We start from the raw sequence: 20,754 nt of genomic DNA on the forward strand, positions 1-20,754 counted from the left end.
GCCTATTTCGCCCACATGCTCTTCGGGATGCGGAACCGGAAGTCTTCTTCTGAGTTTGTGTCCGCCCAGGTGCCATCGGGTTTTCGCTCTTTCCATTTCGGCCACACCGTCAGGATCAGCTCGTCCGCCTCTGCGGCCTTCGCCTCGAACGTGATCAGGTCGGTCACTTCGGGTTGCTGGGCCGACAATTCGGCCTCGTGGCTCTGACGCCCGAGCACCTCGCCGAACCCGAACGAGGTGAGCACCTTGTAGGGCTCGCCGCCCCGCGCCGGGCGTAGCGCCAAAGCAGGGTTGGCGAACGCCGCTCCGATGCTGCTCGGCACGAACGGCGGTTTCTTCACCCGCGCGGCCGGGTCCGCGAGTTTTACACGCACCGCGACGCACAACAGGTCTTCCGACGAGTCCCCGTTGCCGTGGAGCGTGCGCACCTTGACCTTCCCGAGCCGGACGCCCTCGACGCTCACGCTCACGGGACCGACGGTCGCCCACCGCCCCGGTCCGGCATCGACCGTGGGCGGTTGAGCGTCCCATACTTCCTTCGGAATGCGGATTTTGAACGTCCCGGGGCTCTTCTGGATCGCATAGTTCCCGTTCGGTTGCATGGGCTGGTAGCTGGCCGGCACCTCCAGGGTGAGGTCCCCCGTTGCGCCGGGGATCGACTCGAACGTGAGCAGGTCGGTCGATTCGCTGTTCTCGGCGTTGAGAACGGTTGTGCCTGTGCGGCGCGCGCTGACCGCGTCGAGTCCCCAGGCGGCCACCGGTTTGGCCTCGCGCCCCTGGCCGTCGATCAGGCGCAGTTTGTTCTCGCCGAAAGAGAACTGGATGCCGCCGTCCTGTTGGATCGCGGGCTGCTTGACGGGCATGCTCGTGTCGAGCAGTTTGAACCGCGTTTTGATTACGAACACGTCGTCCTTCGATTCGCCCTCTTGCCCCATCATTCCCCGGACCCGTACCTTGCCGTGCCGGACGGATTCAACAGCCAGTCCGAGAGGGCCAACGCGGGCGTAGCTCCCGGCCCCGGCGTCGGCGGTGTCGAGCCGGTCGATCAGGCCGCGCTTGCAGCCGATCGAACCGACCAGAACCAGCAGGAGTAACGAAGCGGCGAGCGCACGCATGATGTCACCTGTGTTTGAAGTGGCGGTACGTTTTTACCCCGGCTGCTGCTGCTCTCATAGCCCAGCGCCGCCCGGAAGTCGAACCGGGGCGGCGGAGCTTCTGGGCCGGGGCGCTTCCCTTTGACGGACCAAACGCCGCCGACGCGCCTACAACGATCGCACCTGCTCGTTTTGTTTCCGGAGCCGCCATGTCGCGCGTTGCGTTCCTGTTACTGGTTCCCCTGGGGGCCGTTCTCATGATTACCCCCGCCGACGTACCAGCCGCCCAACCGGCTGCGGAAGACGTGCGGCTCAAGAACCTCTTTCAAACCTACCTGGACGAGGAGTTTCGGCGGCACCCGGCGTTCGCCACGCAGCAGGGCAGCCACGAGTTTGACGACCAACTCGACGACCTCTCGCCGGAGGCCCGCGCGAAGGACATCGGCCGCACCAAGGCGCTGCTCGACTCGCTCGCCAAGGACATCGACTTCAAGAAGCTGTCGCGCGGCGCGCAGATCGATTACGAGATCTGGACCCACAGCCTCCGCTACGCGCTGTGGTCGAGCGAGAACGACAACCGCTTCGAGTACGACCCGCGGACGTATGGTGAGTTCATTTCCGACAGCGTGTTCATTCTTCTGACACAATCGACGCTGCCGCGCGAGCGGAACGTCGAGAACGCGGCGAAGCGCATCGCGCACATTCCGAAGGTGGTCGCGGCCGCGAAGGCGAGCTTGAAGAACCCGCCGAAGATCCTCACCGAGGTGACGATCAAACGCAACCTGGGCGCGATCAGCTTCTACGAGAAGGACATTTACGAGTTCGCCAAGGAAACGCCCGGGACCGAACCCCTTGCCACCCCGTGCAAGGCGGCGGTCAAGGCGCTCAAGGACTACCAGGAGTGGCTCGAGAAGGAACTGCTGCCGAAATCGACGGGCGAGTGGCGGCTCGGGAAGGAGAAGTTCGCGAAGAAGCTCGAACTGGAACTCGACGCCGGACTGACCGCCGACGAGGTGGTCAAGATCGCCGAAGCCGAGGCCGACCGCGTCGAGCAGGAAATGTACTACGTAGCCAAGCAGTTGTGGAGCAAGTTGTTCACAGACAAGCCGCTCCCTCCCGATGATAAGGCTGGGCGCCGCGCCACGATCAAAGCCGCCCTCGACGAACTCGGGAAGGACCACGGCAAACCGGACACGTTGGTGGAGGACGCGAGGAAGACCGTCGCAGCGATCAAGGACTTCATCCGCGCGAAGAAGATCCTGACGCTGCCCGAGCCGGACAACTGCCAGATCATCGCGATGCCCGAGTTCCAGCGGGGATTCTCGGCCGCATACCTTAACCCGGCGCCGCCGCTGGACCCGAAGGCGAACAGCCTTTACGCCGTGGCGCCGCCGCCGAAGGACTGGCCGCCGGCGCGTCAGGAGACGTTCTTCCGCGAGTACAACTCCGCGATGCTCCAGATCCTGACGGTCCACGAGGCGTACCCGGGGCACTACGTGCAGCTCGCGTACTCGAACCGTCACCCGTCCCTGGTGCGCAAGGTGCTGTGGTCGGGGTCGTTCGCGGAGGGTTGGGCGGTCTACACCGAACAGATGATGCTCGACCAGGGCTACGGGGACGGTGACCTGTCGCTCCGCTTGCACCAACTCAAGTTCTACATCCGCGCCGTGCTGAACGCGATCCTCGATCACAAGATGCACTGCGCGAACCTGACCGACGAGGAGGCGCTGGAGTTGCTGGTGGGGCGCGGGTTCCAGACGGAAGCGGAGGCGGTGGGTAAGATCGCCCGCGCGAAGCAGAGCAGCACGCAGCTTTCGACCTACTTCGTGGGCCGGACCGCCTTCTACCGCCTGCGCCAGAACGTGCAGCGGAAGCGGGGCGACACGTTCGATCTGGGCAAGTTCCACGAGGACGTGCTGAGCCACGGCACGCTTCCGGTGAAATACCTGCCAGAACTGGTGAAGTAGGCCGGGCGGCACGCTTCCAGCCAAGTACCTCTTCGAACTGGGGAAGTAGCGGCGGGCGGTCTACGTCCGCCGCCTCGCCTGCCCGCCAAACACCTCAGGTTGGCGCAACTGCCGCCCGCTAATGACGTTAAATTGTCGGCGGTGTGACGGTTGGGTGCATGTCAGCAAATTCCGGAGAACGGGATTATGGATGCAGACCGAAATCGGGTAGAATCGGAGTAAATACAGCCGCGCGGGGTACGAACAATCTGGTATGAACGGCAGGAGCCCGGCGTTCGGGACGGCCGGCTGGAACTTCCAACGTGAGGGTCTGCAATGCTCAAGAAGATGGTGATCCTGGGGGTCATCGGCACGGTGGCCGTCGTAGCGTTCGGCGGCACCAAGGCGGTCTCGTACCTCAAGTCCGAGTTCCGCTCGTTCAGTAAGACCGTCGAAGAGAGCATTCCGCCTGAGAAGGAGATCGAGCGCCTCAAGAGCGAGGTGTCGCACCTCGACGCCGACTACCGGAAGCTGATCAACCACCTCGCCAAGGAGCGGGTGGAGGTGGTCAACTTGACTGCCAAGATCGACGAGATGACGGCCAAGCAGAACAAGGATCTGGCGGCTTACGACGCCCGGTACGCGGCGCTGGAGAAGGCGGAGAAGGGGAACACCCAGCAGGTTTCCTACGGTGACCGCACGGTGCCGCTCAACGACGCCCGCCGCGATCTCGACGGCCTGCTGGTCCGATTGGAGAACAACAAGAAGTCGATCGTGGCGCACGAGTCGCTGCTGACCAACCGGATCAAGGTGCGGGACACGCTTGAGAAGCAGCTCGAGGCGATGAAGAACCAGAAGTCCGAATTGGCGAACAGCATCGACGCGATGGAAGCCGAGCTGGCGAATGTGAAACTTGCGCAGATGGAAAGCAAGTACCAGACCGACGACACCCGGCTGGCCCGGATCAAAGAGGATATGCAGAAGTTGAAGACTAAGCTCGCGGTTGAGCGTGAGAAGATTAACCTGATGCCGTCTGCCTACGACGACAATGCTTCGACTATCAAGACCAGCGAGAGCCTTAAGAGCCGCCGCGATGCCCTCAGCGGTGGTAAGAAGTCCGACTGATCTCGGAACGTGTAACGAATGAAACGTCCCCAACACCTCGGTCTCTGGACCGGGGTGTTTTTGTTGCTGCAGGTTGCAGGTTTTGCCCGTCCGACAACCTGTTCGGTATCCATTCCCTAAAATGCAGGGAATGTCACAGGGATCGTCCGACGGAACGCTGTTTACCCGTTCGTACACGTTTTTCCTCGCGGGGCGGTTTTGCGCCGTCCTCGCCAGTACTTCCCAGGCGGTGGTCATTGCCTGGGAGGTGTACGAGACCGCCCGGCAGACCATGAGCGTTGTCGAGGCGTCGTTCGTTGTCGGAATGATTGGGCTGGTTCAGTTTCTTCCCCTATTCGGTCTTGCTCTTGTTGCTGGTGAGACCGCGGACCGACACGACCGTCGCGTGATCTTGCGGTTGTGTTACCTGGGGCAACTCGTCACGTCCGCGGCTCTCGCGATCCGGTCCGAATTTAGTGGCGGGTTGTGGCCGATTTTCGCGCTTGCGGCGCTGTTCGGGTGCGCGCGAGCATTCTTTCAGCCCGCAGCCAGCGCTCTTGGCCCCATGCTGGTGTCTTCCCACCTGTTGCCGCGTGCGATCGCAACAAATTCGTTGGTCGCTCAGGTCGCGAACATCAGCGGCCCGGCGCTCGGTGGAGTGCTCTGCGCTGTTTCGCCGGTACTCGGGTATGTGGTGAGCGTGGGGTTGTACGCGGCGGCGGTTGTGTGCATGTCGCTGATCCGGGCAAACACCCGCCCTGATACTCAACCCGGACGGTCGCGGGCCGCCCAGATCAAAGAGGGGCTCGCGTACGTGTGGGGCAATAAGTTGGTGCTGGGTGCGATTTCCTTGGATATGTTCGCGGTCCTGCTCGGCGGAGCCACCGGACTTCTGCCTGTATTTGCGCGTGACATTCTGCACGTTGGCCCGGAAGGGTTCGGTGTGCTGCGAGGAGCGCCGGCCATCGGGGCGCTCCTCACCGCCGGTGTTCTTTCCATCCGCCCGATCCGCCGGCACATCGGACTAAAAATGTTCGCCGCCGTCGCGATGTTCGGCCTAATGACGCTGGCGTTCGGGTACTCACGGTCGTTCCCGCTGTCGGTGGCGTGTCTGGCGGTCTTGGGGGCCGCAGACATGGTATCCGTCTTTACGCGCCAGAGCCTCGTGCAGATCGTGACGCCCGACCGAATGCGTGGTCGCGTGTCGGCGGTCTCGACGCTGTTCATCGGCGCGTCGAACGAGTTGGGTGAGTTCGAGAGCGGTGTTGCGGCGCGGTTCCTCGGGCCGGTAGGCGCCGTCGTGTTCGGTGGCGCAGGTGCCCTTGCTGTGACCGGGTTGTGGGTGTGGCTATTCCCCTCCTTGCGGAGGGCGGACCGACTCGTGTCCGACCCGGTGCATCAATGAAACGTGAGTAAGACGGTCACCGGTTTGAATCTGGCGCCACACGGGCGACGTTTTAGACCTGTTGCTCATGGACGTGATGCCGACCTGCGTGTCATCAACCAGGATCGCAGAACGGGCCGCTTGTCACTTGCCCACGCTGACGGGCTCTTCAAACCCCTCGGATAACTCCGCGACTCGGGCTTCGATCTTCTGCCAGACGCGGGAGCCGTTCCCGACATTTGAGGCGCACGGGCTCACTCACATCACGACCTGACCAGATCAGCCGTCATCCAACTGCAACGCAAGCGGGCGAGGCGCTAAACAAGTACCTCTGCCATATCGTGAGGCGTGGAATGGCTTGAGCCACGGCAGGGAAGAACGTGTCGTCGTAAAGGAAGGCGGGACGACTCGCCGATATCACAAGGATGCCGCGTTCGAGGAGCTGAAAAAGGGTTGGCCCCGCGGGCTCAGCAAACCTGGCAAGAAGGAGTAGTCCCACCGTGTCGCTCCTCTCCCCCGCCCCCTCGCTCACTCGCACGGCATGGTTGACGGTCGGGCTGTTGTGGCCGGTCGCGTTGCTCAACTACCTCGACCGGCAAATGCTCTCGTCGATGAAGTTCTCGGTTATGGCCGATGTGCCCGATATCGCCACCCAGGAAAACTGGGGCTTCATGCTCGGGCAGTTCAAGTGGGTGTACGCGTTCCTCAGTCCGGTCGGCGGGTTCGTCGCGGACCGGTTCAGCCGCAGGTTCACCATTTGCGGCAGCCTGTTCGTGTGGTCCGCGGTAACGTGGGCGACCGGGCACGTCACGTCGTTCAACGAACTCTTGGTCGCGCGCTCGCTGATGGGCATCAGTGAAGCCTTTTACATCCCCGCGGCACTCGCTCTCATTGCCGACTTTCACACCCGCGGAACACGGTCTCGGGCGGTGGGCCTGCACCAGATGGCGATCTACTGTGGGGTGATCGCGGGCGGGTTCGGGGGCTACGTGGCGGACGCCCCCGACCTGGGCTGGCGGCTCGCGTTTACCGCCTGTGGCGTGTGCGGGATGCTGTACGCCGTTCCCCTCGTCCTGCTGCTTCGCGCCGCGCCGCGACCGCCCGACGCCCCGATCGAGGCGAGTCTCTCTCCCGTGCGTGCAATTCAGGAACTGTTAACGAACGTCTCGTTCGTGCTTTTGGTGCTGTACTTCACGCTTCCGGCCCTGGCGGGGTGGGTCGTGCGGGACTGGATGCCGGCCATCCTCAAGGAACAGTTCGGCATCGGTCAGGGCAGGGCAGGGGTCGCAGCCACGATCTATTGGCAGGCAGCGGCAATCGGAGGCGCGTTCCTTGGTGGATGGCTAGCGGACCGCTGGATGCGGCGTACCGAGCGCGGGCGAATCAACGTCAGTGCAATCGGCATGTGTCTCATCATCCCGGCGATGTTCGGCGTCGGGAACGCCGACACGCTCGGCGTGGCGGTCGCGTTTCTGGTGCTGTTCGGCCTCGGTTGGGGGTTCTTCGACTGCAACAACATGCCGATCCTGTGCCAGATTGTTCGACCGGAACTGCGCGCCACCGGGTACGGCATCATGAACCTCGTCAGCATCAGTTGCGGGGGACTCGCAGACTGGGGGTTCGGCGTGCTCCGCGACCGGAACACGCCGCTGAACGTCATCTTCGGCGTGTTCGCCAGCGCGGCGGTGATTTCCGTCGCTCTCGTCCTCTTCATCCGGCCGATGGCAGAACGCGTATCTGCGCCGCGCACCCAAGCTGACGAGAAACGGTGACCCGTCCGCGGCACGCAGCTTCTATCCCTTTCCCGACCGCTACCGGTTCACTCAAGACGTATTAACTCGGCGGCGGGCACCGGTATTGCTTCTTAGTGAGTCGCGTTTGTGGGGAATAATGTCCCCGGAACGCTGTGGCTCACCGGGAGGGACTCTCCATGAAACTGCTCCTCATGTTCGTGTGTTCGGTCCTTGTCGGGTGCGGTGTGATTTTCGGGCTGGTGAACGGAATCGTGCCGCACCTCGTCACCCCTCAGTTCTTCCCGGACGCCCACGCCGCTACGGCCCCGGAGGGTGGTTCCCAAGTTGCTGCGGGCGAAGCGACAAGAACCGCTGCCGAAAAGACGCGCGGCGCCCTTGTGGCCGGCAGTCGCTAACAACGAGAGTCGGCGCAAGTTGCCTGCGAGCGGGCGTTACTCACGCGACCCCCAATCGCAGGCAGCCAACGCCATGTGGACCCAGACTCTCGCACTCACCCTTCAAGCCGTAATCGCCGCGGGCATGCTGTTTCAGATCGTCGCGCTTGCTCGCTGCACCATTAAAATCGTCCGCAAAGGCCGGTCCTCCCAAACGTCGTCCCGATCGGCGGTTGTCTCAAGCCGGGCGGCAACGATTCACCAGGCACCGGTGCGACGCCACCGGCGTCGGGACTATCGGATTGCTCTGCGGACCGCCCGTGTGACGCTGGCGGCCTGACGCCAGACGGCGCGCCGGTTGCTCACACCAGCCTCCCGTTCCCGCCTGATAACCGGAAACGCTTCTCCCATCTCCACGGAGGCTCGCTATGCTTCGTCGCACGTTCGCCCTGGCTGCGGTCGCGGCTCTGGTGTTCGCTTTCAACCCCATTCAAGCGGAAGACACCAAACCGGGCACCCATGAGGGCAAAGTGGTTAAGGCCGAGGCCGGCAAGCTGACGATGACCGACAAGGACGGCAAGCACGAGCACACGCACACCATCCCCGCCAGCGCGAAAGTGACGTGTGACGGCAAGGAGTGTAAGGTCGAGGATCTGAAGCCGGGGTCCAGCGTGAAGGTGGTCACCGAGAAGAAGGAAGATAAGGTGATGGTGGTTCGTGTCGAGGCGAAGAAGGCCGATTAGCGCGCGTGGGAACACAGGTTCTCAATCCAGTTCCAGTCGAGAAAGGAAGCCCCGGGACACCGGGGCTTCTTTGCATTTCGCCTCTCGGAAACTCTTGGCCGCGCCGCTTTGTCTGAGCTAAGATCGAGTTGACCCGAGCACCACCGGCCCCGCCGGATTGCACACCTCCCGCACCGGGCACCCTATGGCGAGCAAACGCGCCCCGCGCGATTTCGATCCGGAAGACGAAGTTCCGCTCCCCCGTAACACCCTTTCGACAAACGGGCAGTGGTTTTTCGGCTCGCTTTACGCCGGGCTGGCCCTCATCGGGTTCAGCTTCGGCGTGTGGGCCGGTGCGAACAGACCCAAGGTCGAAATCGTTGAGGCCAAGAAAGATCCGGAACGGTCCACGGCGCAGGCGACGCCGGTCGTAAAGCCGCCGATTACTCCGACGCCCGAGCCGAAAGCCAAGGAGCCCGAACCCGAACCAATGCCCAAGGAGAAGGAAAAGGAACCGGAGCCGACTCCCGAACCCAAAAAGAAAGAACCGGAGCCCGAGCCCAAAAAGAAGGAGCCGGAACCCGCTCCCAAGAAGAAAGAGCCCGAGCCAAAGAAGGTCAACGCAAAGCCCGTCGCGTTCAAGGAATTGGAACCGATCTTCCGGTCCTACTGCAACAACTGTCACGGGGCTGCCGGCAAACCGAAGGCCGGCGTTGACCTGCGCACCGCCGCAGCCATTTTGAAGGGCGGGACGGGTGGCGCGATCGTCAAACCCGGCGACCCTGAGAACAGTCCGCTTTACCTGTCCATGAAACCGCCCGACGCGACCATGCCGCCGGACGGGAAGCCAGGGCCGAACGAGAAGGAACTGAAGCTGATTCACGATTGGATCGCCGGCGGCGCCAAGCCACGCCGCACGGTTCGTCGTCGGCGCTGACGCCGACCGGAGTGGTTCCACCTGTTCTTCCCGGGTTGCTGCCCTTGATGGCACCGCAACCCGGTTCTAGAAGCATGTGACCGAGGTCACTCACCCAGCACGAACGCGAACAGCGCCTCGGCGGCCTTCTGGCGTTCCACCTCCAGCAGGTTCGCCTGCTCCTTCGCCACCTTGATCGCGTCTTGGAGCTTCCGCACCCGGGCCAGGATCGCGTTCTTGCGGTCGGTGGCGATGCAGCCGCTGTACACGATCTGCGTCCAGGTCCCGACCGGCACGTCCTTGGTGAACAGCTCCGTCTGAGCCGGGTGCTCCTTCGTCGCCTCGTACTTCACGATCACCGTCGGTTCCTTGCTGGTGCGTAGCGACTCGGTCGCTTTGCTCCGCAGCAGGCCGGTGTTTGGGTCGTGTACCCACTCCTCCGCCGGGTCCGGGGTCGGGAGCTTCGACACGAAGGTTTCGAGGTCGTTCACCTGCTTGTCGAGGAACAGCAGCGTGGTGACCGGTACGTTTGCCAGGATCACCTTGCCGTCCACAACGATGTCGGCCCGCGCCGACTGGTTCCCCGTGTCCTGGGTGAACACGAGGTTCCACAGCTCCGTCCACTTCTCGCGCGCCTGACGAACCAGGTCGTCGGCCCGCTGCTGGACGCGCTGGCTTTCGGGCGGGAGCTTCTGCCCGTTCACTTCGTCGAGCGGGCGGTACGTCCGCTCCCGGCCCGTGAAGAGCTGTTCCTTCTGGATCAGTTTGTACAACTCGGTGACGTGCTTCTCGGCCTCGCCCTTGCGTGCGGTGACGACGGCGTTGATCTGGTTCAGTTTGGGCATGGTCTGCGAATCGGGCTGTGAGTTTGATAATGAGTCTGAGACGAAGACACGCCCGGCACACCGAGGTTCGCCGGGCCGCGGTCAGCGCGCCTTCTGCTCGGCGGCGAACGCAATCAATTCGGGGTAGAAGGCGTGGAAGTCCACGGCCAAGTCGGCGTCGCGTGCGACGAGCAGCGGCATCGCGTCGGGCAGCCACATCGCGCGGTTCGGAATCCGTTCGGCGATCACCCGCGACACCCGCGCCAGGGTGTCTTGAATCCCCTCGCGCGTGGCGTAAAGGTTCAACCGGTCCTGATCGATGAATGTGCGGATGAAGTCGCGTGCGTGCCCGGGCAGCGCGCCGTGTCGGTCTTCCAGCACCGCGTAACTGCGGGTCGCGAACGCCCTCAGCGATTCCGCGCTGTAGGTGCGCCAGTCGCGCGCGAGGATGTGGTCGTAGTAGATGTCGATAACGATCCCGGAGAACCAGCCGAACTCCCGGGAGATGCGGCTGATGCTGCGGAGGGTGATCGGGTTGCGGTCGGTGAACCCGTCAACGGCCCGGTGCAGCATGACCCCGCGCAGCACGTCCGGGGCCAGTGCCGCTAGGTCCGGGTGCCGCACGAAATCGGCCGCGATGCCGCCGGTCATGTCGCCCGCATCACCGTCGGCTAAATGCAAATGCGCCAGAAAGTTCACAAATACGCCGTGGTTGAGATCAGGAAACCGACGCCAGAAGCGGCGACGCTATACGGCTGATGTCACACGGCACGGAACCGCGTAAACACTGGCGTCTGACTCTGATACCCGATCCGGATGGCGGTCTGTCTTCGCGATCCAGGCCGGAACGCCGATCGGCGATCAGACTGGTTGCGTCTGCTCCTTGTGGCACAGACATTCCTGTCTGTGCGGCCTTCCCGCGTCGCACAGACAGGAATGTCTGTGCCACAAAGGCAGCAGAGACAGTAGCCAACGACCGGGCCGTGGATGAAGAAACAAAACGCACCAGAGTGTCAGTCCCCCTCGCGTTCGATGTTGTCGCGCGCGTCGCGAACCGCGTTCGACAACACCCGCTGCATCTCGCCCTTGGTGGTGTACGGGATCAGCAGCAGCAACAGTCTCAGCAGGAACAGGAAGAACACCCCGAGTACCAGCAGCACCCAGCACGTGACGGAGGGCGCCACCCGGTAATCGACCGTCAGCACCCACTCGCCGTCTTTCCGCCCGCGCGACAGTTTCCCGTCGATCCGCGGTTCCACGAACGTGCCCTGGAACCGCGAGGCCCGCACCTCGAACTCGCCGCGGGAGAAGAACTTGACCCGGCCCACCCGGTCGAAGGCGTCGCGCACGGCCTCTTCCAAGTCGGCCTCGGGCTTGGACGAACGGATTCGCACCGATTCCTCGCCGCTGAACATACGTAGCCTCAACGAAACGGGACTGGAACGGAGGTCGCGAGCGGCTCGCCGGAGCCGGCCTCTTACTTCTTCGCGCCGCTCGGGGTGGCGTCGCCTTTCGCTTGACCGGTCGCCCACCGCAGCCCGCCGAACAGGTGGGACTGGAACTTCTCGTCCTTCCACACCTTCGGGTCGTGCCCGAAGGACGTGTAGAACACCTTCCCCTTCTCCTCTTCGCGGCACCACGCGATCGCGTAGTCGCCGTCCTTCCGGACGAGGTTGCCGGGCAGTTTGGTGTTGGTCCAATCGCTCACGCTGAAGATGATGTGCAACCGCTCGCGCGAGTACGGGGCGTCCTTGAAGATGTACATCTCGTCCTGGTAGTCCATCCCGTTGGTGAAGCCGGCGGCGGCGGGGTGCTTCGGGTCCTCGACCTTCACCTTGATCTTCTGCAACCCCGACGGGTGCCCCTTGAAGTACCCGCCGATCAGGTCGCCGTAAACGGTGTCGGTGTACTGCGTGTCGGTGGCGCAGTGCGTGCCGCAGAGGGCGCCGCCGGCCTTCACCCACTCGCGCAGGTCGGTGAGTTCGGCCTTTGTCAGCGGGTTGCCGGTTGTGAAGAACAGCACCACGTCGAAGTTCTTGAGCGTCTCCTTGTTGATCCGCCCGCAGTTCTCTTTCTCAACGGGCAACTTGGTCGCGCCCCGGAACCGGTCGCTGTAAACCTGTAGCGCCGTCTTTCCACTCTTGTCTTGTGCGTCGGGGTCGCCGGTGAACCGCCAGCAGGTGACATCGAACCCGCTCGCCGGCCCGATGGCCTTCAGCACCTCTTCGGCGGTGCCAACGGACCCGTGAATGAACCCGCCGCTGTGCGTGACCAGCAGCAGCCGCTTGTTCTTATCGGCGCTCTGGGCAACGGAACCGGCACCGCACAGGGCGACGACGGCGAGGAGGAACGCGATTCTCCGCATGACGGGACTCCGCAGGTGGGAAAGGTGAACGGCAGGCCGACACGCGGATTGTAATCGCGTGCGGAGCGGAAACCTATCCCCAAGCCCTTCAGAACAACTGGCCGCGGGCCGCAGGCGGGCCGTCAGTATTGCTTCGGCTGGTGTGAGCCGATCTTTTGGGCCGCAGAACCACCATCGGGCAATTCGGCGACACATCGGGGTTTTCCTCCCACTACTTCCCGCTCGCGGCATTTCTCCGCCCTCGAACCACGCAAAACGGACCACCCGACACCGCGTTCCGATCCAAACCCGAAACCACTTGCGCGCATGCCACGCTTCGTAAGTTGCTGCGGAACATATTGCTACCTCCTGCCATGCTGACGCATCCGGGGCCGATCTCGAAGCATCCGCGGGTGTCGTATCCCGGTCCGAAGCCTGTGATTCGTGGGTAGCGACGACCCAGCGAAGTGGTAGCTCCGGACCAGTCCACCGGCAGCGAACGTCCAGTCGGCGACCCACCGAAGCGCGAACGGTGCGGTTGAAGTCCCGAACACCGCCAAGGCCGCCCAACAGCGCAGTACCCTAAAGACCAGATGGCACGGAGGTCCCGGCGGCGTATTGTCCGTTCAGTACGAGTTACCGGCTAATGTTTGTCGCAACGTGTCCGGCTGGAGTGGTGAGCAACCCATTTGAACGCGGAGGGCGTTGGCGTGATACGGAAGGACGAAACCGACTGGCGTGAGTTTCAGCGACGGATGGACGCGTTCATCGCTACGGCGTGCGCGTGCCACATGAGCGACGCCAAGTGGCGAAAGCTGTTTAGGGCGCTCGGTGAGTTGAGGGTCGGCCGCATGGCATGGAAGTTCGTCCGGTCCGACCGCATTCTCTACCAGCCTCCTCCGCCCCCGCAGGCGCTGCTGCGATCCTGCCTGGGCGACTTCGGGCTGACCGCGGGCTCGCCATACCGGGAGATCGATTGGGTTGAGGTGCCAAACGAGCGCGCCGCAGGTGTCGCGGAGGGGTTGGCAACAGTCGGTCGGTTTCCCGTCGAACGGTTGACGACGGGTTTGCGAATTGTCGGATACACGTGGCCGCGAGCAGAGACGGCCTCCGGTCCCCCACAAACTCATTCTTGACCCGGTCGCGCCGGCGAAGGCAGTGCGCGACCCTGTCGTCCCACGAGGTGCGAACAGCATGACGCCGCTTCAGCAGGACTTGGCACAACGGCTCCGGCACCTCACCGGAACCGCCGGCACCCCGCGAGTCGTGTACCGGACGGAATACCTCGGGTATTTGCCGTTCGGCCAGTATCACGGGGTCACGATCGCGAGCGCGGACCGGTCTCGGGCGTTACCCGACGGTTGGGCCTGGTCTGACCTTGAAGCGCTGGCCGATGCCGGGGTTCTCGCGCGCGTCTCGGTATGGACCAACCCGCAGGACGAGTGTGAACAGGAGGCGCAGTACGACGTGATCCCACCGCCGGCTGAAGCCGAAACGAATCCGACCAAGTAACCGAAACGGTGTCTCGCTGCTGGCCGGGGCGTTTCCCGCCGACGTCTGTCGCGACCGGCGGGCGAGTTCGCCGCTGCAAAGAGTTCCGTGCGACGACTTGCCCGCACTGCGCAACGCGGCTCCCTGTTGTCGACGCGTTTTGCCCCGAGTGCCGTGAGCCCATCGCCGAACCGCCAAGCGGCAACGGCCAGACCGAGGCACGGGGCACCGCGTCACCGCCCGCTCCCGCATCGGCCCCACGTCACGTTGAGTTGATCCCACGCGCGCGAACCGCGCTCGACGATCCGGGGTCACATACCAGCGTCTAACTCCTGCTCATCCGATCCGCCATGCCGCCGATTCGTTCGGCGGCGGTCGGTTCGTGCCCTGCACTCGGCTATTATGAAGCTCTACATCCGCACTCAGGCCGCTGGCGAGCGGCGTGAACACGTCCAGTTCGATGAGTGTTACGAGGTGCGATCGCAAGCCGAATGGAGAGCCCACATCGAAGCTGTCGGTGCGAACATCATCACGTCCGTGCTGAAACCCGATGAGCATCGGTTCCAAATCCGCGGCAAGCACCTTTACACCAAGTCGCACCCGCACGAAACGCATTACACTTACGATTCCGAACTCCATGCGAGCTACCGTGAGGCCGCGAAGAAGCTCGCGCGCCGGCTCGAACCCGTTCTACACGGCACGCGGCGGTGTCTCGTGTACCTGCCGCTCCGCGGCGCGCTCCCGATCTGGCGGGCGGTGCGGGTCCACCTCAGCGCCGATGCCCGCGCTCGGTGTGAGGAGTACCACGCGGTCACGTCGAGCTTCGTGGCGTACCCCGAAGGGCTCAACATTCGTGGCCCGGGTGTGCGCGCCAGCGGTCGCTATGCGAACATCCTCGAACTGCGCCGGCTCCGCGACTGGTGCATCCGGTCGATGGGCTTTGATCACCTCCTTTACGTGGACGAAATCATCTCGGGCGGGATGATGCGGGGGCACGTCAACGAGATGATGGACCTTGGCGTTACGAGCCTCCTACCGGTAACGGTAGCGGCCCTCGCGGACTCGTTCGGTACGCGCTCGAAGGCGAACGGTTACCTCAACGGCCTCGCGGCCACCGGCAAGATCCATGCGTTCCTCTGGGAGGGTTGCCACACTCTCGTTTCCGAGGACCAAAAGTTCACGCTCGGAACGCACTTCGTCGATCACGCCTTCGGCCCGCACGTCGTTCCCGTTCTCACAGACCAACTGTCTTGGTTCGACGAAAAAGCCCGCTTCGATCTCGATGTGGTCGGCGCGGTGGAGCCGTTCGCGCCGGTTGATGATGAACGGCTCTGACAAGACGACAGTTGTGGCCTTCAGTGTGGCCCGCTCGCTCCGCGAGCGGTGCTTTGCGCGTCAAATTAATCGTATCCAATGCGATTTGCACGATGTTGCAACCACTCGTTTCGCGGGGCTCACTCAAAAAGCGTCACCCGGCCGGCTCGCTTTCGCCGGTCGGGTGACGCCTTGAGTGTGGCCACTGGCTACTTCGCTTTGCTGCCTTCCGTTCGCTTCACGACCACCAGCGTGCGGTCGTCGGCCGGCGTCGTGCCCGAGGTGAACAGCGCGTGCGACGCCAGGATCGAACGCAGCAGCGCGTTCGCCGTCGGGAGGCAGGTCTCCAGCTCCTCGTCGATCCGGGCGGAGCCGAACACGTCGCCGTCCGTGTTCACCGCCTCAATCACCCCGTCGGTGAACAGCACCACCTGATCGCCGGGGAGCAGCGGAAGCGTCTGTTCGAGGTACACTTCATCGGGCTTGATCCCGAGCGGCAGCTTCTGGGCGCGGTTGAGCGCGAGCTTGAACCCGTCCGCACAGCGCAAGAGGCGCGGCGGGTTGTGACCCGCGCTCGCGTAGCTCAGGGTCGCGTTGATCGGGTCGAAGACGGCGTAGAAGGCGGTCATGAAGCTGCCCGTCGGGCGGGTGTACCGCCGCGTCAGGTGCGCGTTCATGTAGGTCAGGAACTCGCCCGGCCGCTGCGGCGGTTCGGGGCGCGTGTGGGCGATGCTGTGGGCCAGTGCCATCAGCACCGCCGCGGGCGCGCCGTGGCCGCTAGCGTCGGCGATCAGCACGCCCAACCGGTCGTTCGGCAGCGGGAAGAAGTCGTAGTAGTCGCCCCCGGCCCGCTTCGCCGTTTGGTAGTGGACGGCCACGTCCAGGTGCGGGACCTTCGGCAGGGCGGCCGGCAGCAGCGACTTCTGGATCTCCGCGATCGACCGCAGTTCGTAGTCGAGCCCGTCGAACGCTTCCTTCACCGCCTGCGACAGCACCACCGTTTGCGTCGCCCGGGCGAACAGGTTGCTCAGCAGCAGCAGGTCCGGGACCCGCTCGCGCGGGAACGTGTCCACATCGTCGCGGGTGGCGATCACCATGTTCTGCGACGGGCCGCTCTCGACGTGCGGGATAGCGACCAGGGACCGCTGGCCGGCGAGGTACTCGCTCGCGGGGTCGTCCGGTTCGAGCCGCAGGTTGTCGATGACGCGCGGCTGGTCGGCGTACAGCAACTCGGCTAACAGCCCGCCGTGGTGCATGGGCAAGCGGTGCTGCTCCTTCCACGGGTTGACCGGCTCGTTCCACTGGCTGAATCGCGTGACCCGGTACTCCGGGTCGCGCAGCCCGCGGCGCGAGATGGTCAGGTGCCGGCTGACGGGGAACAGTTGCACCATGCGGCGCGCGAACACCGCGTACATCTCTTGGGGGTCGGCGGCGCGACTCAGTTCGCGCATCACCTCCACGCTGACGGCCAGCCTTGCCCGCCAGTTCCGCGGTTCGGTATCGAAGAAATCGGCTGCCACGGTCATTTGCCGCCTCCGCGGCCGAGATGCGGGGTCTCACAATCCGTCGCACGCACGGGCGAGCACGAGAGGTCGGCTCCAGTAGACCCGCGCACGGGACCGAACGCAAGCGCGAGGTTCGGGTTTCACCGTTTCGCCACAACGCCGGCTGCGACGGTAGCCCGGCTAACGGCGTTCAGTGAACTAACCCGAGGGTGATTACGGCTCGCAGTCACGTGTTGTTCGCCGCCGATCGTGACCTGGGATACATCACCCGGTGTAACCCACCTTTCACAATTATTCAGAAAAGCACTAAATTAATGCACTATCGGAATCGCAAAGTGTCATTCGTCACAACCTGCATTGTCGGAATGGTTTACACCACCGATTTTGCTTAACGCGTGCCGCCGTTCCTTGCATCGCGACGCGTGAACCCGTATAACGAGGGAAACATGTGCCCGGTGTGCGGTTAGCACAATCTGGGGCGTGCCATGATGTCCCGCTCGGGCAGGTGGCCCCTCTTCACGCTGCCTGCGAGGTTCAACAGATGCCAGCACTCAAGCTGCGGCGGATCGACCTTTCAGCCAACAACGCCGCGGCCCAGATCCTTAAGCTTCGCGACCAGTTTCGCACCGATGCCGACATCTCATCGGCCGCCAGTAAGAAGAGGACTCTTGCCGTGTTCGGTGAGGCCCTGTCCCCGACGCGGGCCGTCGAACGCATTTGCAACGAAGTCCGAGAGAAGGGGCTGTCCGCGGCCCTGCATTACACCGAGCAATTCGATGGCGTGAAGCTGAAGTCCGACCAACTCAAGGTGAAGCCGGCGGAACTCGCCGAGGCCCACGCCAACGTCGGTGCCGACTTCCTCGAAGTCATCAAACAGATCCGGTACAACGTCGTTCAGTTCCAGTCCGGGTTGCTCCAGCGCGACGCGGTGATGCCGGTTTCCGGCAAGCACGAACTGACGGTGCGTTACCGGCCCCTGAAGCGGGTCGGCGTGTACTGCCCCGGCGGCGCCGCGGCGTACCCCTCGACGCTGCTCATGACCGTCTGCCCCGCGCAGGTGGCCGGGGTGGAGCAGATCGTCGTCTGTATGCCGCCCAACGCCACCGGCGGGTACAACCGCGAGATGCTCGCGACCTGTTACGAACTGGGCATCACCGAGGTGTATCGGCTCGGCGGCGCGCAGGCCATCGCCGCAATGGCCTATGGCGTGGAGGGGATCAAGCCGGTCGATATGATCGTCGGTCCGGGCAACCAGTACGTCGCCCTGGCGAAGAAGCACGTGTTCGGGCAAGTGGCGATCGACTGCATCGCCGGCCCGAGCGAGGTGGTGGTGCTGGCCGACTACTCGGCCCACCCCGATTACGTCGCGCTCGACCTGATCGCGCAAGCCGAACACTCCCCGGGCGTCGCCGTGCTGGTCACCTGGCACGAGCAACTCCTGGAAGAGATCCAGGACGCGCTTCAGAAGCGGCTGGCGAAACTCTCGCGCGGCGAACTGGCCCGTGAGAGCCTGGAGCGGTACGGCGCGCTCGTGTTCGCCCCGGACGAGCAGGCGGCCATCGACTGCACTAACGCGCTGGCGCCTGAGCACCTGCACATCCAGACCAAGGACCCCGAAGCCATCCTGGAGCGCATCGACAACGCCGGGGCGGTGTTCCTCGGCCCGTTCACGCCGGTCGCGGTGGGCGACTACGCCGCCGGCCCGAGTCACGTGCTCCCCACCGGCGGCACCGCCCGGTTCGCGAGCGGCCTGACCACCAACGACTTCCGCAAGCGCACCAGCGTCATGCACTTCACCCGCAACGGGCTGAAGGAGATCGCGTCGGATGTGATCTTCCTGGCCAACAAGGAAGGGCTGACCGGCCACGCCGCCAGCGTCGAACTGCGGGCCAACGACAACGGCCCGATGAACCGGCCCAAGCCGAAGCCGGATAAGGTGCCCGCCGCCACGACCGCCAAGAAGTGACACCACACCCGATTGAAGAGTAATCCCCTTCTGGGGTCGGCCTCACATCGGCCGGCTCCAGAATACGGCGTGGATACGGATCAATCGGCTTCGACTCTCGGACCTCCCCCGATGACCGTTCGACCCAACGTCCGCGCCATGTCCGGCTACGTCCCGGGCGAGCAGCTCAACGACCCCGAAATCGTCAAGCTGAACACGAACGAGAACCCGTACCCGCCCAGCCCGCGGGTGTTCGAGGCCGTCCGCGCGGCGCTCACGCCGAACAGCCTGCGCAAGTACCCGCAGCCCCTCGGCGACACGTTCCGCAAGGCCGCCGGCCGCGTGCTGAACGTCGATCCCGACGCCATCCTGATCGGCAACGGCTCCGACGACATCCTGACCATCCTGACGCGCGCGTTCGTGCCCGAGGGCGGGCTGATCGCGTCCCCGACCCCCAGCTACATCCTCTACAAGAGCCTCGCGGAGATTCAGGGGGCGCGGTTCGCGGCTGTCCCGCTCACGGCGGACTGGCAGCCGGACGCCGACCGCTGGCCGCGCGACGCGCACCTCTCGTTCGTACCCAACCCGAACTCGCCGTCCGGTACCGTCATCGCACCCGCGCAACTGGCTGCGTTGGCTGGGCTCGTTTCCCCGGCCCCGTTTGTCTGCGACGAGGCCTACGCCGATTTCGCCGACGGCAACAGCTTGGCACTGCTCCCGAGTGTGCCGAACCTTATCGTCACACGCACGATGAGCAAGTCGTACGCGCTGGCGGGTATCCGGTTCGGGTTCGCGGTCGCCCGCCCCGAACTCGTGCGCGAGTTGGTCAAGGTAAAAGACTCCTACAACTGCGACGTGCTGAGCCTGGCCGCAGCGACTGCGGCGATCGAAGACCAGGACTATTTCCGCGACATCCGCGCGAAGATCCGCGCCACCCGCGACCGGATGACAACCGACCTCACCGCCCTTGGGTTCGAGGTGACGCCCAGCCACGCGAACTTCGTGTGGTGCCGCCGCGCGGACCGCGCTCTCAAGCCGATTTACGAGGCACTCAAAGCGCGGAAGATCCTGGTGCGGTACATGAGCTACGCCGCCGGGCCGGTCGGGCACCCGGAGGGCTCGGCTTACGACGGCCTCCGAATCTCGGTCGGAACCGATACGGAAATCGACCAACTGTGCGCCGCACTGCGGACCTTTCTCTGATTCACGGTTCGGTTGCGGGTGCCCGTTTTTGGCTAATACCCTTGTGGCACAGACATTCCTGTCTGTGCTGTCTTCTCACGCCGCACAGACAGGAATGTCTGTGCCACAAATAACAGACACCACCCGGACCGTGTAGGAGCCGGGGATCGCGCTCCATCGGGATCAGGTGACTGGAAGGACACGCCACGCCGGCAAGGACTAAGCGAGCGACTATGCCCCGTACCGCACGTATCCAGCGCAAGACGAACGAGACCGAGATCGACCTGACGTTGAACCTCGACGGCACCGGCACCGCTCAGTTGGCGACCGGCGTCGGGTTCTTCGACCACATGCTGACGCACATCGCGCGGCACGGGCTGTTCGACCTGTCGGTGAGCTGCAAGGGCGACCTGCACATCGACGCGCACCACACGGTCGAGGACGTGGGCATCTGCTTCGGCAAGGCGCTGGTTCAGGCGCTCGGCGATAAGGCCGGCATCCGGCGGTTCGGGGACTGCACGCTCCCGATGGACGACGTGCTGGCGACCGCCGCCGCGGACCTGAGCGGGCGCCCGTACCTCGTGTGGCGCGCGAACGTCCCGCTGGAAACGCTCGGATCGTTCTCCTCACAACTGGCGGAGGAGTTCTGGCGCGCCGCGAGTTCGACGGGGCTGTTCAACCTGCATGTTGTGTTGCACCACGGCCACAACACGCACCACATCGTCGAAGCCATTTTTAAGGCGTGCGCCCGTGCGCTCCGCGCGGCGGTGGAACCGGACCCGCGGTCCACCGCGGTGCCGTCCACGAAGGGCGTTCTCTAGCCCGTCGCGCCCCCGCTCCTATACTCACGACTTC

At 64.1% G+C, this 20,754-nt stretch carries 18 protein-coding genes; 12 read left to right on the forward strand and 6 right to left on the reverse strand.

Annotation, left to right across the window (positions count from 1 at the left end; genetic code table 11):
• Window positions 1-2: 2 nt before the first annotated feature.
• Entirely contained in the window at window positions 3-1,115 is a 1,113-nt protein-coding gene (locus GobsT_RS13900; RefSeq protein ID WP_010038290.1) for a hypothetical protein, read from the reverse strand.
• A 188-nt stretch (window positions 1,116-1,303) separates the two neighbouring features.
• On the opposite strand from GobsT_RS13900, the gene GobsT_RS13905 reads away from it, so the two are divergent.
• The 7 genes from GobsT_RS13905 to GobsT_RS13935 all read left to right on the forward strand — a co-directional run bounded on the left by GobsT_RS13905 (window position 1,304) and on the right by GobsT_RS13935 (window position 9,315).
• On the forward strand, window positions 1,304-3,061 hold the full coding sequence (locus tag GobsT_RS13905; protein ID WP_010038291.1) for a DUF885 domain-containing protein: 1,758 nt from the start codon (window positions 1,304-1,306) through the stop codon (window positions 3,059-3,061).
• A 315-nt stretch (window positions 3,062-3,376) separates the two neighbouring features.
• On the forward strand, window positions 3,377-4,165 hold the full coding sequence (locus GobsT_RS13910) for an SH3 domain-containing protein (protein WP_010038293.1): 789 nt from the start codon (window positions 3,377-3,379) through the stop codon (window positions 4,163-4,165).
• 130 nt (window positions 4,166-4,295) lie between these two features.
• Entirely contained in the window at window positions 4,296-5,549 is a 1,254-nt protein-coding gene (locus tag GobsT_RS13915) for an MFS transporter (RefSeq protein ID WP_010038294.1), read from the forward strand.
• 479 nt (window positions 5,550-6,028) lie between these two features.
• Window positions 6,029-7,300, forward strand: a complete 1,272-nt coding sequence (locus tag GobsT_RS13920; RefSeq protein WP_010038295.1) for an MFS transporter — start codon at window positions 6,029-6,031, stop codon at window positions 7,298-7,300.
• A gap of 158 nt (window positions 7,301-7,458) precedes the next feature.
• The gene (locus tag GobsT_RS13925) at window positions 7,459-7,677 is read left to right on the forward strand and encodes a hypothetical protein (protein ID WP_010038296.1); all 219 of its coding nucleotides are present in this window, start codon (window positions 7,459-7,461) and stop codon (window positions 7,675-7,677) included.
• 407 nt (window positions 7,678-8,084) lie between these two features.
• Window positions 8,085-8,399 (forward strand): hypothetical protein, encoded by a 315-nt coding sequence (locus GobsT_RS13930; protein WP_010038297.1) that lies wholly within the window; start codon window positions 8,085-8,087, stop codon window positions 8,397-8,399.
• 184 nt (window positions 8,400-8,583) lie between these two features.
• The gene (locus GobsT_RS13935) at window positions 8,584-9,315 is read left to right on the forward strand and encodes a c-type cytochrome domain-containing protein (protein WP_010038299.1); all 732 of its coding nucleotides are present in this window, start codon (window positions 8,584-8,586) and stop codon (window positions 9,313-9,315) included.
• An 86-nt stretch (window positions 9,316-9,401) separates the two neighbouring features.
• Here the strand turns inward: GobsT_RS13935 and GobsT_RS13940 are convergent, their stop codons facing one another.
• From GobsT_RS13940 to GobsT_RS13955, 4 genes are all read right to left on the reverse strand, one after another.
• Complete coding sequence (locus GobsT_RS13940; RefSeq protein WP_010038300.1) at window positions 9,402-10,139, reverse strand: DUF7873 family protein; 738 nt, start codon at window positions 10,137-10,139, stop codon at window positions 9,402-9,404.
• A gap of 81 nt (window positions 10,140-10,220) precedes the next feature.
• The gene (locus GobsT_RS13945) at window positions 10,221-10,817 is read right to left on the reverse strand and encodes an acyl carrier protein phosphodiesterase (RefSeq protein WP_420811300.1); all 597 of its coding nucleotides are present in this window, start codon (window positions 10,815-10,817) and stop codon (window positions 10,221-10,223) included.
• A 314-nt stretch (window positions 10,818-11,131) separates the two neighbouring features.
• Window positions 11,132-11,512, reverse strand: coding sequence for a hypothetical protein (locus GobsT_RS13950; protein WP_148087734.1), 381 nt, complete (start codon window positions 11,510-11,512; stop codon window positions 11,132-11,134).
• 83 nt (window positions 11,513-11,595) lie between these two features.
• On the reverse strand, window positions 11,596-12,483 hold the full coding sequence (locus tag GobsT_RS13955) for a ThuA domain-containing protein (RefSeq protein ID WP_010048740.1): 888 nt from the start codon (window positions 12,481-12,483) through the stop codon (window positions 11,596-11,598).
• Between the two features lie 1,173 nt (window positions 12,484-13,656).
• Here GobsT_RS13955 and GobsT_RS13960 point away from each other — a divergent pair.
• Both GobsT_RS13960 and GobsT_RS13965 read left to right on the forward strand, forming a co-directional pair.
• Entirely contained in the window at window positions 13,657-13,974 is a 318-nt protein-coding gene (locus GobsT_RS13960) for a hypothetical protein (RefSeq protein WP_010048744.1), read from the forward strand.
• A 453-nt stretch (window positions 13,975-14,427) separates the two neighbouring features.
• The gene (locus tag GobsT_RS13965) at window positions 14,428-15,288 is read left to right on the forward strand and encodes a hypothetical protein (RefSeq protein ID WP_148087735.1); all 861 of its coding nucleotides are present in this window, start codon (window positions 14,428-14,430) and stop codon (window positions 15,286-15,288) included.
• A gap of 188 nt (window positions 15,289-15,476) precedes the next feature.
• Here the strand turns inward: GobsT_RS13965 and GobsT_RS13970 are convergent, their stop codons facing one another.
• Complete coding sequence (locus GobsT_RS13970; RefSeq protein WP_010048749.1) at window positions 15,477-16,793, reverse strand: PP2C family protein-serine/threonine phosphatase; 1,317 nt, start codon at window positions 16,791-16,793, stop codon at window positions 15,477-15,479.
• A 520-nt stretch (window positions 16,794-17,313) separates the two neighbouring features.
• Between GobsT_RS13970 and hisD the strand changes: the two genes are divergently transcribed.
• The 3 genes from hisD (at window position 17,314) to hisB (ending at window position 20,720) form a co-directional block, all read left to right on the forward strand.
• Window positions 17,314-18,738, forward strand: coding sequence for a histidinol dehydrogenase (hisD, locus tag GobsT_RS13975; protein WP_010048752.1), 1,425 nt, complete (start codon window positions 17,314-17,316; stop codon window positions 18,736-18,738).
• Between the two features lie 111 nt (window positions 18,739-18,849).
• Entirely contained in the window at window positions 18,850-19,920 is a 1,071-nt protein-coding gene (hisC, locus tag GobsT_RS13980; RefSeq protein ID WP_010048756.1) for a histidinol-phosphate transaminase, read from the forward strand.
• A 212-nt stretch (window positions 19,921-20,132) separates the two neighbouring features.
• Window positions 20,133-20,720, forward strand: a complete 588-nt coding sequence (gene hisB / locus GobsT_RS13985; protein WP_010037744.1) for an imidazoleglycerol-phosphate dehydratase HisB — start codon at window positions 20,133-20,135, stop codon at window positions 20,718-20,720.
• The last annotated feature ends 34 nt before the right edge of the window (window positions 20,721-20,754 follow it).

Source organism: Gemmata obscuriglobus, from assembly GCF_008065095.1.
GTDB classification, from domain to species: Bacteria; Planctomycetota; Planctomycetia; order Gemmatales; family Gemmataceae; genus Gemmata; species Gemmata obscuriglobus.

Coding starts and splice junctions, on each gene's coding strand:
- hisB (WP_010037744.1), top strand. CDS start 20,133: ATGCCCCGTACCGCACGTATCCAGCGCAAGACGAACGAGACCGAGATC.
- hisC (WP_010048756.1), top strand. CDS start 18,850: ATGACCGTTCGACCCAACGTCCGCGCCATGTCCGGCTACGTCCCGGGC.
- GobsT_RS13960 (WP_010048744.1), top strand. CDS start 13,657: ATGACGCCGCTTCAGCAGGACTTGGCACAACGGCTCCGGCACCTCACC.
- GobsT_RS13900 (WP_010038290.1), bottom strand. CDS start 1,115: ATGCGTGCGCTCGCCGCTTCGTTACTCCTGCTGGTTCTGGTCGGTTCG.
- GobsT_RS13955 (WP_010048740.1), bottom strand. CDS start 12,483: ATGCGGAGAATCGCGTTCCTCCTCGCCGTCGTCGCCCTGTGCGGTGCC.
- GobsT_RS13935 (WP_010038299.1), top strand. CDS start 8,584: ATGGCGAGCAAACGCGCCCCGCGCGATTTCGATCCGGAAGACGAAGTT.
- hisD (WP_010048752.1), top strand. CDS start 17,314: ATGCCAGCACTCAAGCTGCGGCGGATCGACCTTTCAGCCAACAACGCC.
- GobsT_RS13930 (WP_010038297.1), top strand. CDS start 8,085: ATGCTTCGTCGCACGTTCGCCCTGGCTGCGGTCGCGGCTCTGGTGTTC.
- GobsT_RS13910 (WP_010038293.1), top strand. CDS start 3,377: ATGCTCAAGAAGATGGTGATCCTGGGGGTCATCGGCACGGTGGCCGTC.
- GobsT_RS13905 (WP_010038291.1), top strand. CDS start 1,304: ATGTCGCGCGTTGCGTTCCTGTTACTGGTTCCCCTGGGGGCCGTTCTC.
- GobsT_RS13915 (WP_010038294.1), top strand. CDS start 4,296: ATGTCACAGGGATCGTCCGACGGAACGCTGTTTACCCGTTCGTACACG.
- GobsT_RS13970 (WP_010048749.1), bottom strand. CDS start 16,793: ATGACCGTGGCAGCCGATTTCTTCGATACCGAACCGCGGAACTGGCGG.
- GobsT_RS13925 (WP_010038296.1), top strand. CDS start 7,459: ATGAAACTGCTCCTCATGTTCGTGTGTTCGGTCCTTGTCGGGTGCGGT.
- GobsT_RS13940 (WP_010038300.1), bottom strand. CDS start 10,139: ATGCCCAAACTGAACCAGATCAACGCCGTCGTCACCGCACGCAAGGGC.